Genomic DNA, 12883 nt, shown 5'->3' on the forward strand with positions numbered 1-12883 from the left:
GCTATATTAAAAGATAAAACTTTCCTTGAGAGGTAAAAAAATCTTTAAATCCTATTATACATATATTTTCATCATGCTCATAAAAAAAGACGAAAATTTATGTTTCGTCTTAAAAATGGCAAATTAAGCTCTAAATTCACTTCACTTTTGCAACACCTAATGCATAATGACCAAACAGTATATTTTCAATCATTTCTGCTTGAGAATCCTCACAATCGACAATGAGAATAAGTTCAGAATGAAACCCTTTTAACAGCCTTCGTTTCTTTTTAATAATTACTTCAGTAAAAACGCGAATAGCAAAGCCGAGCATAAAACCAACAAATGCACCAATTAAACCCCAATAAATGGGTCCCCACGCTAGCTCAAATCCTATACTAGCACCAATCACAGCAAATGCTGTTGCTAGTGCTGCTCCTATATCAATTAACGACGTACCATCCGAACGATGGAGACTATCAAACACTTTATGTTGCTCTTTTCGGTTATCCAAAGGGACTACAAAGATATTTTCTCTTTTTATCCCCTTTTTCTCTATTGTAGCAATAGCCATTTCTATAAAAACGGTATGCTCAAATGTTGAAAAAAGTTGCATTGTTTTAATCCACCTTCTGACCTTTTAATACCTGAAAAGATGCTGATCGATAGTTCTCCATAAGGAAGCCACGTTGTTCTTTATCGTATAATTTATTATTTTCAACAGTGTTTATGTACGAGTCATATATCGAAAATCCGTATAGAGATGGGAAAAATAAAAGCCATTCAGGATTTACAACAATCGTAGCCTTTTCAATTTCTCCTAAAAATAGAAGTGAAATAGCTTCAAGGCCATGAGAATAATAAAAAAAGACAACACACCAGATAATAATGAAAAATGCTGTGACAATTCTATGTATATAAAGTTGGCCTAAGCCAGGTATGAAAAGCGACCAAATGATCGCCATAACTGGATTTCTTTTATCCAAGTAATTAATCTCCAGGGCGCCTATAGTAAATGAATTAAATTTATGCTCCTCACGTTCTGCTAAGATAAAAACTTTATTCATATCTACTGTGGTACGATAACTATCCCAAATGGCAAAGATGTAAACTGGAATATAAATTAATAACCAACGTGTATCTAAAATTTCTTTCGCTTTGTCAATATCACCTTGAAAGGAATAGATCATCCCTAAATTTAAGTTCGATTGAATATTTACGACAACCTCCCAAATAAATAAGACAAAGCCTCTAAGATACTTTGATAAAAGCAAATGTCCAAATCCGGGAAAAGCTGCACTCCACCACCCAATGATATAGGGATTTCTAAGATGAATTTGAGTGGTTCCTAAAATACTGACATGAGCTCGATACCTTCTTGCTGTGTTATCATTGCTGTAATTATTCATATTATATACTCACCCTATGGAAGTTGTAAGACTAAATTAAACTCTTATAGTTAATGTTTCACATTTATAGGTAAAGTATCCTAATATTAAAAACAAATTGCCAAACAAATTACTCCAACATATTGCATCAAAAGCCATTTCCTAGTAAAAGCCATGTAGGGATTGGCTTTTTATATTGAAACGAAACTTTTTCCAGATTTGATTTTCTAAGGCTGCCATATTTCTAACAGATTTCTATCTAAATCATAAAATTTAAAATGATCTCCAACAGGTCTATCATCGGAAATTTCGTCTACAATCTCTACTCCATTTTCTATAAAACGAATGTACATTTCTTGGATACGAGGAGTAATGAAGCAAACTAAAGGGTGTAGATTTTTACTCTCAACTGTATGATCCACTCTCTCTTCGCGTGTCTTGTCGGTTACAAGGAATATAGCCGGGGTCGTTTGCCTAAGACCTGGCCCTGGAATGGTACCATTATGATCTGGAAATCTTAGGATAGATCTTTGCATCCCAGGACTTACAGGGTTATGACTTGTAGGTGCACAGCCTAAGTTTTTTTGATACCATTTTATAGACTCGTAAACGTCTTTTACTAGAATATAAATGCAAGTCACACCTGTAATGTCTTCTTCTAGTCCCCCTAAGTCTTTTTTCATTTGCTTATTTCACCACTTTCATTCGATTTGATCTTGCAAATTTTTCAGGTTCAACCTTTCTCTTACTTTTCTAGTTTCATAATTAAATCCTCAATTAATATTCCATTAATCTTAAGCCCTGAAATGTCACAATCACTAATTTCCATATTAGATAAATTACAGTTTTTTATTTGCCCTTTTGCGAGATTACAATGATGGAAGCTTATCGGTTTGTATTCTCCGTTTTCATTAAAATTTGGATCTCCTTCTTTTGGAAGAACTGCATTACGAAACTCAGTTCCAAATAAGTGAATGTGTTCTATAATGGCATGACTAAAATTAGCATGTTTAATTTGTGCCCGAGATAAATTAGTATTGGATATTTCAACTTTTTCTAAATTAACATCATTTAGTAACATTCTATTCATATTTGCATTGTTAACCTTTGTTTTTGCTAAGCTTACATTATTTATTTCTAGCTCTTCAGCATTCACTTCTTGCCACTTTGACCCAGAAATATCTGCTTTTTGTAAATCTATTTTTTGAACATTTAATGACATGAAAAAACAACTCCTTTATTTTTATAGGAATTAAAACCACAATCCTTTTGAATATTCTCTATTTAACAAAAAATTCCTTTTAAAAAAATTAACTAATTACCTTAAGTTAAATGTATGTTTCATTTTAAAAGATCAATTTAAAAAGGTGCCACTCCTCTTTTAATTAGAGGATGACACCTTTGCCATTAAAACAAGTCCATTAACTTTGCCCAAAATCCTTTTTCTTCTTCAGCTTTTTCAGTTTTCACTTCTTCTTTTTCTTCTTTTTTTATACTTTCTGTTTTTAGAACAAATTGAACGGAGTTTATTTTTTTATTTTCTGGTGAAACAAATGATACAGCTTCAAAATCTGATTTATCAAAGTCATCGATCATTTGATCGACTTCTTGTTTCATTTGCTCTGGTAAATCAGCTGTAGATTCATAAAGTTCATTCGTTCCATCATGAAGTCTGCTAAGTCCATTTTCTATTTCATTTGTTCCTTGAGACACTCCTACAATTCCATTGTGAATTTGCGTATATGAATGAGATAGTTCGTTTACCCCACCAGTATATTTCACTAACCCAGAATGAAATGGTTGATAATTAGTAGACAGCTGACTTATGGCTTCCTGCAATTGAGCAAAAGACTTAGCAAAGTCCATATCCTCCAAAGAAGTAGAAAGCCCGCCTGACATTTTATCCAGATTATCGGCCATCAAAGTAAGCGATCCGCTAACCTCCTCTAGTGTTCCATTTACTGCATCAAAGGCTTGTTTGACAGCTTCGTAAGTGCCCTTTGCAGTTCTTGCGGCTGAATATGTTTCAAGCAATTGATTCAATACTGCTTGGTCTCCACCACTATTATAAAGCTGTGTGGTTTGTTCTTTTGTAATTTCATATTCAGGAATGGCTTCCATTGCTTTGTTTAACGTGCTGTATGCTGTTGAATAATTCTCTTTTAAGGTATTTAACCCATCAGATGTGTCTCTTAAACCTTTTGCTATTTCTGACAGTCCTGAATTCAGCTGTTCAAAATCGTCCAAATTCATATCTTCTGAGCCGTTAGCTAGAGATGCATTTAATGTTTGCAGTGCTTGAGAAATAGATTTTGAAGCACTAACTATTTCTGGGGAAGAAGAGCTTATTGAAGTCATTCCCTCTTTATATTTTAGTGAACCCTCTCCAAGCTTTTTTGCTCCATCGTTTATTTGTGCTAACCCATTCTGCAGGTCACCCACGCCATTATTTATTTTATTAATCGCTTTCGTTAGTTGAGATAAGTCACCTGTCATATCATCTATATCCGGTGCATCAATTGGCATAGACGATGGAATACCTGTGATGTTTATTCCTTCTAGTTCAAAATCAACAACATCAGCTTCCACAACAAGCTCTTCTTCTTTTTCAGGCATAACAGTAAATGTTACTTGCTTATTTTTTCCCGCATTAGCAAGCATTCCATCAGGAGCCTCGATGTTGCTAAAGAGATCTGTATTTAGAGCAAGAGAAACCTGTAATAAATAGTTGTTAAAAAAGACAGAATCTACCTGATCGTTATAAGATGTAGCAATCTTCACTTGTACACGCCCATCTTTCCCGGCAAGCTCTTCAGGGGAGATTTCTTTTCCGTCTAATAAATATGAAATGGAAATATTCCAAGGTAATGGTTCTTCATTCATATTTCCTTGATAATAAAATTTTCCTTCTGAAGCTGAAAGCTCCACAGCATTGTCGACTTGATTCATTTCATCTACATTTGTTAAATTCTTCAAACTAGAATACGAACCATAATCAACAATCTTTCCCGCCTTTTTTACATCTAAAATGTTCACTACATATAATTCTTGTTCCTCACCAATTGCGCTAAGTTTTGCATAAACTACTTCGTCCTTTGAGGAGATTTCTCCACTTTCTTGTGCGATAGCTGGAAGTGAAGGTAAAACTAAACCAATTGCGGCGAAAATAACCAAAAATTTCTTAACTCCCCTCATCATCAGTCCTCCTCCTTATAAAAGTTAGCTTTCCAGGTTGTTTTTGTAATAAGTTTATCGAAGACCAACATACATGCTGGCAAAAAGAGCACGACCATAATAAACGCAAGTAATGCACCTCTCCCTAACAATAAACCGATTGAAGTGACTATTGGGTTTGACGAGGTAATCCAAAGGATAAATCCAACACTTGATAAAATCGAAGCAGATATTCCAATCGCAAACATTTTTTCATCAATTGTTTTCTTAATTGCTTGTAACGCAGTCATTTCTTTTCGATACTCTTTATAGGCATCTGTTAATAAAATGGCATAATCTACTGTTGCCGCAAGCTGGATAATGCTGATTAACAAATAGCCAACATACACTAATGAAGAATCAGTAAAGTACGGTACAGATAGATTAATCCAAACAGCCGTTTGAATAGTAAGAAGTAGGATTAAAGGAATTGACAGTGATTTAAATGTTACAAACAAAACGAATGCAACCGTAACAATGGTTAATAGATTTACCAATTGGTTATCTTTTTGAACCGTTTTTTTAATATCATACAATGTTACACTTTCTCCAACAGAATAGACTTTATCATAGTATTGATCTGCTGTACTGTGGACTTTTTCAATTAACTGAAATGCCTCTTCTCCTTCGTTTTTCGTATTTGTTTGAAGAATCATTCGGCTATAATTTTCAGAATAAAATGGCTCTGTAATTGACTGATCCAAATACTCTGGTGGAATTGCAGCACCAACCGTATTCACATAAGCCAGCACACTAGACACATGCTCGATATTTTCTAACTCTTGTACCAGCTCATCCTCTTTGGTGACATCCCCTTTAGGAACAAGCAAGACGATCGGCGTGCTTTCTCCGAACTGATCTTTTATTTCTTGAAAATCACTTCCAGCTCTTGTTGTCTCAGGCTGGTCTCCTATACCATAAATAAAGTTCGTCTGACTTTGTGCTAGAAATGCAGGAACAATGACTAGTAAAACTAAAATCAAACTCGGTATTCTTAGTTTTAGCACAGCATTTCCCTTGTTTTTAAAGCTTGGTAGTAATGGTTTGTGCTGAGTTTTATCAATCCATTTATAAAACAATAGTGTTAGTGCAGGAAGGAAAACCATCACACTAATAAAGCTTAATAAAATTCCTTTTACTAGATTAATTCCTAGATCCGAACCAATTTCAAAATTCATAAACGATAACGCGATAAAACCAAAAAATGTGGTTGACGCACTTGCCGTAATCGCTGAAAATGATTTTTTCATCGCGAGCTCCATTGCTTCGTGAGGATCTGCGACCTTTTTCCGATAGTCTGCAAAACTATGAAGGAGGAAAATTGCATAATCTAGTGATACGGCAAGCTGTAAAATTGGTGCGACTGATTGAGTAACAAAGGAAACTTCTCCAAGGAAAATGTTTGATCCCATGTTAATTAATACAGAAACACCAATAGCTGTTAAGAAAAATAATGGCTCTATCCAAGAATTGGTGGATAAAACTAAAATTAAGATGATAATCGGCACTAGTAATGCACCTGCGTACATCGATTCGGTACCAGCCATTTTTTGTTGTGTTGCTGTATTAAGTGATTCCCCCGCCATCGCATGATCTTCACCGATGAGCTTATAAATCTCATCGGTGATTGCTACTTCATCACCTTCACGAATGCTGAATGAAAATAATGCTTTATTTTCTTTATAGTAGGTTTCTACCGTTTCTTCATCAGCCATTTCAAGTGGAGATTTCAAGTCAACAGCATCATCTAACCAGGTAACGTCTGATACACCGTCAATTGCTGCAAGCTCCTCTTTAAAATCTAAAGCTTCCTGTATGGTCACATCATGAATCATAACTCGATTCGTTGGAACACTTCCCTCAAATTCCTGCTCCATTATGTTCATTGCGATTGTTGACTGAGCATCATCCGGTAAGTAATCCTTCATATCATAATTGACCGACACTTTTAAAGTAGCTAGTGCACAGATGACTGTAACAATCATAAATGTTATCGCAACAGTTTTTTTATGTTTAATAATCCATGATGCAATGTTTATCGTTTTTCACCCTCTCTTGCGACTTTTTCCTATACACTCTATCATTATATGGACACGGTGTTGCCTATTCAACAAACAGTTATTTTACATCTGTGATTTTTCCAACATATTCATCAATTCTGTTGGAAAACGAGTAAAAAAGGAGAATGCAATGACAACTTCAAAATTAGATCGACGCAAAAAATATACGCGTATGGTTCTGAAAGATAGTTTAATCCAATTATTAAAGGAAAAACAGATTTCTTCCATTACTGTTAAGGAAATTTGTGACTTGGCTGATATTAATCGCTCTACTTTTTATGCTCACTATTCCGATCAATTTGACCTTCTTGATAAAATTGAAGAAGAATTAATTGAGGATATGAAAGGATATTTGAGTCAATACAGCTATGAAGAAGACGACTTAAAGATGATTGAAAAACTGTTAGAATACTTCGCTTCTAAGCAAGAAATTTGCAAAATACTTCTTAATGAAAAAGTGGACACAACATTTCAAAAAAAGGTAATGAAGGTAGCACATCATTTTTTTATAGAAAACTGGAAAGCCAATAATCAATTTAATGGATATCCATCAGAATATTTAAGTACATTTATCATAAGTGGAAGTATTTATGTTACCAAAGAATGGCTAAACAGAGGAATGGACAAAACACCAAAAGAAATGGCTGAAATGATTAATAATCTAATCAAAAATGGTCTTTTCGGGACATAGGTTTTTTGTCTCTTTATAAGAAAGTAATCCTTTTCCGTCTCTTCTAGTTATTATTAACAAAATTAAAGCTTTATCCACAATTGTCCAGTTCAAATTATTATTTTATGAATAAAATATATTAATCCTAAAGCACCCATGTAAGATCTCTAAAAGACACTCAAAACAGAGTGTCTTTTTACGTTTATAATGAAAAATCTTTTTAAAGAAATTTAAAATGAACTTCTATTCCTTTTAGGCTCCCAAGCGGAGGTTTTCGATATTATATCCGAAAAAATAATGACTACGTCCAAACCAATCATAAAAGTATTCATACTATAAATTAACCTCAGATAAAGGAGGTGAAAAATATGTCAGGTGGATATGGTTCTGGTGCAGGTTTTGCGCTAATCGTAGTACTATTTATTCTTTTAATTATCGTTGGTGCTGCTTATGTTGGCGGTGGTTACTAATTTAAAAAAGTAATTCAAAATTAAAGCAGACTACATCGTAGTCTGCTTTTTGAAAAGTAAGGGTTCTGATCATCACATTGCTTATCTCCACAAAAAAAGCGAACAACCATTTATTGTTGTTCGCTTAATAACTTATCCCCAAATCTCTTTTGAAATATCTACAATGTACTTTAACTTCGCCCATTGCTCTTCTTCGGTTAAGATATTTCCATGATGCGTTGAAGCAAATCCACATTGTGGACTAATACATAATTGCTCTAATGGCACATACTTTGTTGCTTCTTCTACACGAGCTTTAATATTTTCCTTAACTTCTAAATGTCCATGTTTAGATGTAAAAACACCAAGAACAACTCTTGGACCATCGTTTGGTATATAATCTAATGGTCCGAAATCACCAGAGCGGTCATCATCATATTCTAAGAAAAAGCCATTCACTTTTTCTTTTGCGAACAATGTTGGTGCAATTTTAGCATAGCTACCTTCAAATGCCCATTTAGAACGGTAGTTACCACGGCAAAGGTGAGTAGTAATCGTTAAATCTTCTGGCTTATCTTCAAGAACACCATTTACAACACGCAAAGCTAAGTCAATTAATTGTTCACGCGAAAAACCACTATCATTAAACGGAATTTCAGGTGCATTAAGTCCAGCAATATATACATCGTCTAGTTGTAAGTAGCGGCAACCAGCATCATAAAATGCTTTAATGGCATACTTATATGTTTGGATAACATCATTCGTATATTCTTCAATATCTGGATAAATTTCCAGGTTACGGATCCCTGCATTAAATAATTGGTTCGATTTAGGAATCGTTTGTTTAGCAACCGCACGATCTCCGACAATTTCTTTAAACTCGAGGAATTCTTTTATATGAGGATGCTCAGGGTTGAATGAAATTTTTCCGATAACACGAACATCGTATCTTTCTGTTTCCTCACCCTTGAATGCAAACCCGCTTTCTGGAACATATCCCTCTACACCGTTTAAATGCTCTAGAAAATCTGTGTGCCAAAATCTACGACGAAACTCACCATCGGTCACAGCTTGCAAACCAACTTCGATTTGCTTATCAACAATTTTTTTAATTTCTTCCGATTCAATTTTATGTAGTTGTTCAGACGTTAAATTCCCCTCTTGGAAATCTTTTCTTGCTTGATGAATTCTTTCTGGACGTAATAGACTTCCAACGTGATCGGCTCTGAAAGGCGCTTTTACTAGTGTTTTTGTCATGTAAATCTCTCTCCTAACTTTGGATGGTTTAAATTAAAGGCTATAGATGTAATCGCCTAGTGTTGAAAACGATCAGGTCAGTAATAGGTAATAAAACATTCACCAGGATAAAAATGTGTAGACTTGTTTTTACTACAGACCTAAAATACTTTAAAACAAAAACCCCTCTTCCAAAAGAAAGAGGGGGCTAGTTTTTCATAAATATGACCTGATCCTCTTATCTCAAGCATGATTGCTCTGGAATTGGCACAGTACTATAAAAGTCCGCTGCCGAGGCTTCAAAGGGCCAGTCCCTCCACCTCTCTTGATAAGAAATTTTTGAATATATTAAATTGTTTTATTACTATACAATTAAACAATCAAAGCTGTCAATACTTATAGAGAATTTTTCCAAACAGAGGGACAGGTTACTTGTCCCTTATCCACTTCCCTTTTCTTTCGTTTTGCTTAATATAATAGCAGCTGCTTTTATAGCTCCTCCCGCATTCCGAAAGGTCTCTGAAATTTTTTGTGCATTTTCTGAGTATATTGCATTATTTATTATATTATTTACCGCTGTTTCCAATAATTTCGGTTTATTTTTTCTTAGTTGAATCCCAGCTCCAAGTTCTACTACCCGATCTGCTACAACTCTTTGTTCACTATGTAATGGAAATAACACCATTGGAACTCCATAGTACAAACTTTCATTTACACTATTCATCCCACAATGTGTAATAAATACATCTGCTTTCTTTAAAACGGAGATTTGATCAACATGGTTCTGAACAATAATATTGTCTGGAAGATTACCAAGAGAAGCAATTTCTATTTTTTTGCCGATAGACAACACTACATTGTAAGGACTATTCTCAAAGGCACTTATACAATTTTTGTAGAATTGCTTATTGTTATTGAGTACAGTTCCTAATGAAACGTAAACAAGCTTTTTATTATCAGCTCCATTCGAAGCTAATGCTGTTTGCCGAATAGAAGGACCGACAAATGTATAGTTGTCGGAAAAAGTATCAGCCATAGGTTGAAATGCTTTTGATGTATACACAATAGTATCTGTTTCATTATCATTTTGAATGATAGAAATAAAACTATTAACATCATATCCATGTGAGCGAAGCAACTCAATCTTCTTATTTATTCTCGGCATTCCTGTTATCATTCTCACGATTTCTCTTAAACTCCGTTTTATTAATTTTGCTGTATGATTATTAAAGGCAAAAGTAGTTGTTGAACAGATATAGGGTATATCCAGTTTTATTGCAATTAATTTTCCCCAAAAACATAAAGAATCAGATACTATGCAATCAGGCTGGTATTCTCTTAATTCTTGACATACCTTTTCATCTAAAGCAACTGTTGTATCTACAATCATTTCTATTAATGCAGCAAAATCTTTTCCCACTTTGCGATTTAATTCTTTTTGGGACATAGGGGGTAAGAATTGATCACATGAAATAAATCTAGCTCCCGCAGATTCTATTTTTTCTTGAAACTCAAAGAATGAGTAGTACCATACTTCATGACCTTGACTTACTAACTCTGTTACAACAGGAAGTGTTGGGTTTGTATGTCCGTGCGCTGGAATAGAAAAGATAACAATTTTGCTCATTCTATTTCCTCTTCTGTTAATTCAAGCCTGCGAATCATATCTGCAAATTCCAGAAAAGCTTCACTTTTTAAGACCGCAATGCCTTTTGTCACATCTTCCCCTAACACAACTAGTTTATCTCCTGGTTTTATTTGATACATTTCCCTTGCTTGCTTTGGAATAACAATCTGACCTCGCTCTCCTACCTTTACAACACCAAAAAATTGTTTCCCTTTTGGAGCAAGATCTTCTACATCTTTTTCCTCCATTTCTCCGGATAATTGATCTAAAGTTACTTGAAAGATTTCAGCTAACATCTTACATTTATGAATATCAGGGAGCGCCTCCTCGTTTTCCCATTTTGCTACAGTTTGACGAGAAACATTTATTCTCTCAGCTAATAATTCCTGACTCATTTTATTCCTTTTACGCAAAATACGAACATTCATACCAATCATATTTTCAACTCCTTATATGAATAACTATATATATGTATGATGGGGAAGTCTATCAAGTTTCCTATACATTTCTTGTTAAAAATTGTAGCAAAAGGTTCTTAAAAAAGAAGTATCGATATTCTTAATATACTTACATAAAGTGCACGAAACGGTGATTATGGTATTAATTAAAAACAAACAGAGGGACAGTGTACCTGTCCCTCTGTTTGTTAAGTTTTTGTCACTTCAATTGTTTTTCTGTCGAAACACTTTCAATTACAGACAAATTTTTGCATAATATTCCTTGTGTCTATTTTATTTTCGGAGGATATGAACGATGGCTAAGGAAACCAAGAAACTTATGATGTGCATTAATGGTCTTAAATCTGATTTATTTCAAATTGCGGAAAATACTGGTCTAGATAGTCGGTATACTTTGGAATGTAGTATTCAATTGGACGAACTAATTAAGCGATATCATCAGGAAAATGAAAAAAACAACACTATTGAATAGTGTAAGAATTCATTTAACCAAACCTCTTAGAAGTTTTTACTAAAATCCAACTTACATAAACTTAATTTCTTATAAAAAAAGAACCACCTGATAGGTAGCTTTAAAGTCTAATAATTTCTTTTTCATACACTAATTCAACTAAATACTTTTCATCGATTTTCATGATTTCAAGTTGTCCATTTTGATAATCATGCAATACTGTGTAAAGACAACCCTTATACATTACTTGATCATTTACAAACATTAGTAATTACCTCTCACTTTAAAGATCATTTTCTAACATATGATAACTAATGAATATTAATTAATGATAGTAATCTTATTACAAATCGGTAAATTTAATGTAAATTTCGTATCTTTAGTTTATCAAATACAAATACATTTATAGTCATATTTTTGACGTAAAATAAAAAAACGGGACAGTATTCTGTCCCTCTAGAACCCACTGTCTCCTCCACCGCTATTAAGATGGTTATATTGATTCCCCAACACTTCGGACTCTACATTATGATTCCCTTTATTAACATCCGGAGGAACAGCTCCTGTTTTTTTATCAAAATATAAAGCTAGTGTAATCACAATACTTAATGGGATCAAAAAAAGCAACCAAATCACAAAATCTCCCCTTTTGAAGTCGACATATCAGAAAATAAAATATTCAGATTATTTATATTTTACCATAATTTTTCCATCAACTACAGATTTTCTCCTGATTTAACTAGTTAACCTCTCCTTAAATAATCAATAAATAACAATTCTATATTGTTTTTAAAATAATAATCTCAAATTGATATTTGTTTAATATCAATTTGAGATATATAATAAAAACAAGAACAACGCAGAAAACGTTTACAACATTAACACAACAACGTTTTTCCCATATTTAAGGAGGATTTACCATGAGCCAATTAGCTAGACAATCTAAAGTGAAGGATTTATTAGCGAAGAAAAAATTCAATGAAAAAGAAATCGCAGAAATGACAGATCCGCAAATTGAATACTATCACTGGCTCTATTTTGAAGATTCTGTTTACGACTATATGTAATTTACTATATTAATAAAGAAAAAGCTTTTGTACTTTGTACAAAAGCTTTTTTGTTTTAAATTACCTTCGGAACCTTATAAACCTCCCTAAAATAAGTAGCCACCTCAAACTATGCACTCTTTCAATTCTTCGATTACCAAAAATCCGAAACATCGCCAATAATTTGATTATTTTGTGCCAAAAATTTGGCCTGTTTTCAATCTATATCATTTTAAAACTAGCTAACAAGCCTTATATATTCATATATTTTATACAAAGTCTAAACTTTAGAAAACTTGGCACACC

15 protein-coding genes and 1 riboswitch are annotated in these 12883 nt (G+C 33.6%); of the genes, 4 read left to right on the plus strand and 11 right to left on the minus strand.

Annotated features, from left to right (window positions below):
- Positions 1-136: 136 nt before the first annotated feature.
- The 6 genes from MVE64_RS02040 to MVE64_RS02065 all read right to left on the minus strand — a co-directional run bounded on the left by MVE64_RS02040 (position 137) and on the right by MVE64_RS02065 (position 6565).
- Positions 137-595: a hypothetical protein gene (locus tag MVE64_RS02040; protein ID WP_247343273.1), complete on the minus strand. Its 459-nt coding sequence runs from the start codon at positions 593-595 to the stop codon at positions 137-139.
- A 4-nt stretch (positions 596-599) separates the two neighbouring features.
- On the minus strand, positions 600-1388 hold the full coding sequence (locus MVE64_RS02045; protein ID WP_247343276.1) for a hypothetical protein: 789 nt from the start codon (positions 1386-1388) through the stop codon (positions 600-602).
- A gap of 206 nt (positions 1389-1594) precedes the next feature.
- Complete coding sequence (locus tag MVE64_RS02050) at positions 1595-2050, minus strand: VOC family protein (RefSeq protein ID WP_247343278.1); 456 nt, start codon at positions 2048-2050, stop codon at positions 1595-1597.
- Between the two features lie 62 nt (positions 2051-2112).
- The gene (locus MVE64_RS02055) at positions 2113-2589 is read right to left on the minus strand and encodes a pentapeptide repeat-containing protein (RefSeq protein ID WP_247343281.1); all 477 of its coding nucleotides are present in this window, start codon (positions 2587-2589) and stop codon (positions 2113-2115) included.
- A 185-nt stretch (positions 2590-2774) separates the two neighbouring features.
- Entirely contained in the window at positions 2775-4565 is a 1791-nt protein-coding gene (locus MVE64_RS02060) for a plant Invertase/pectin methylesterase inhibitor family protein (protein ID WP_247343283.1), read from the minus strand.
- Entirely contained in the window at positions 4565-6565 is a 2001-nt protein-coding gene (locus MVE64_RS02065) for an efflux RND transporter permease subunit (protein WP_247343286.1), read from the minus strand. Before MVE64_RS02065 ends, MVE64_RS02060 begins: the two co-directional genes overlap by 1 nt.
- Positions 6566-6770: 205 nt before the next feature.
- On the opposite strand from MVE64_RS02065, the gene MVE64_RS02070 reads away from it, so the two are divergent.
- Both MVE64_RS02070 and MVE64_RS02075 read left to right on the plus strand, forming a co-directional pair.
- The gene (locus MVE64_RS02070; RefSeq protein ID WP_247343289.1) at positions 6771-7331 is read left to right on the plus strand and encodes a TetR/AcrR family transcriptional regulator; all 561 of its coding nucleotides are present in this window, start codon (positions 6771-6773) and stop codon (positions 7329-7331) included.
- Positions 7332-7678: 347 nt separating this feature from the next.
- Complete coding sequence (locus tag MVE64_RS02075) at positions 7679-7780, plus strand: YjcZ family sporulation protein (RefSeq protein ID WP_098799660.1); 102 nt, start codon at positions 7679-7681, stop codon at positions 7778-7780.
- Between the two features lie 132 nt (positions 7781-7912).
- Here MVE64_RS02075 and MVE64_RS02080 read toward each other — a convergent pair whose 3' ends face one another.
- The 3 genes from MVE64_RS02080 to MVE64_RS02090 all read right to left on the minus strand — a co-directional run bounded on the left by MVE64_RS02080 (position 7913) and on the right by MVE64_RS02090 (position 11059).
- A complete protein-coding gene (locus tag MVE64_RS02080; protein WP_247343292.1) occupies positions 7913-9016 on the minus strand; it encodes a 5-methyltetrahydropteroyltriglutamate--homocysteine S-methyltransferase in 1104 nt (367 codons plus the stop codon).
- Between the two features lie 214 nt (positions 9017-9230).
- A riboswitch (SAM riboswitch) is annotated at positions 9231-9330 on the minus strand.
- A 104-nt stretch (positions 9331-9434) separates the two neighbouring features.
- Entirely contained in the window at positions 9435-10622 is a 1188-nt protein-coding gene (locus MVE64_RS02085; protein WP_247343295.1) for a macrolide family glycosyltransferase, read from the minus strand.
- A complete protein-coding gene (locus MVE64_RS02090) occupies positions 10619-11059 on the minus strand; it encodes a helix-turn-helix transcriptional regulator (protein WP_247343298.1) in 441 nt (146 codons plus the stop codon). Before MVE64_RS02090 ends, MVE64_RS02085 begins: the two co-directional genes overlap by 4 nt.
- A gap of 316 nt (positions 11060-11375) precedes the next feature.
- On the opposite strand from MVE64_RS02090, the gene MVE64_RS02095 reads away from it, so the two are divergent.
- Positions 11376-11552 (plus strand): aspartyl-phosphate phosphatase Spo0E family protein, encoded by a 177-nt coding sequence (locus tag MVE64_RS02095; protein ID WP_098799658.1) that lies wholly within the window; start codon positions 11376-11378, stop codon positions 11550-11552.
- A 100-nt stretch (positions 11553-11652) separates the two neighbouring features.
- Here the strand turns inward: MVE64_RS02095 and MVE64_RS02100 are convergent, their stop codons facing one another.
- Both MVE64_RS02100 and MVE64_RS02105 read right to left on the minus strand, forming a co-directional pair.
- Positions 11653-11796: a hypothetical protein gene (locus MVE64_RS02100; protein ID WP_176551247.1), complete on the minus strand. Its 144-nt coding sequence runs from the start codon at positions 11794-11796 to the stop codon at positions 11653-11655.
- Between the two features lie 191 nt (positions 11797-11987).
- The gene (locus MVE64_RS02105; RefSeq protein ID WP_247343300.1) at positions 11988-12167 is read right to left on the minus strand and encodes a hypothetical protein; all 180 of its coding nucleotides are present in this window, start codon (positions 12165-12167) and stop codon (positions 11988-11990) included.
- Between the two features lie 284 nt (positions 12168-12451).
- Here MVE64_RS02105 and MVE64_RS02110 point away from each other — a divergent pair, with 284 nt between their 5' ends.
- The gene (locus MVE64_RS02110) at positions 12452-12598 is read left to right on the plus strand and encodes a BH0509 family protein (RefSeq protein WP_141549749.1); all 147 of its coding nucleotides are present in this window, start codon (positions 12452-12454) and stop codon (positions 12596-12598) included.
- The last annotated feature ends 285 nt before the right edge of the window (positions 12599-12883 follow it).

It is taken from the genome of Metabacillus endolithicus, from assembly GCF_023078335.1.
In the GTDB taxonomy this organism is placed as follows: Bacteria; Bacillota; Bacilli; order Bacillales; family Bacillaceae; genus Metabacillus; species Metabacillus endolithicus.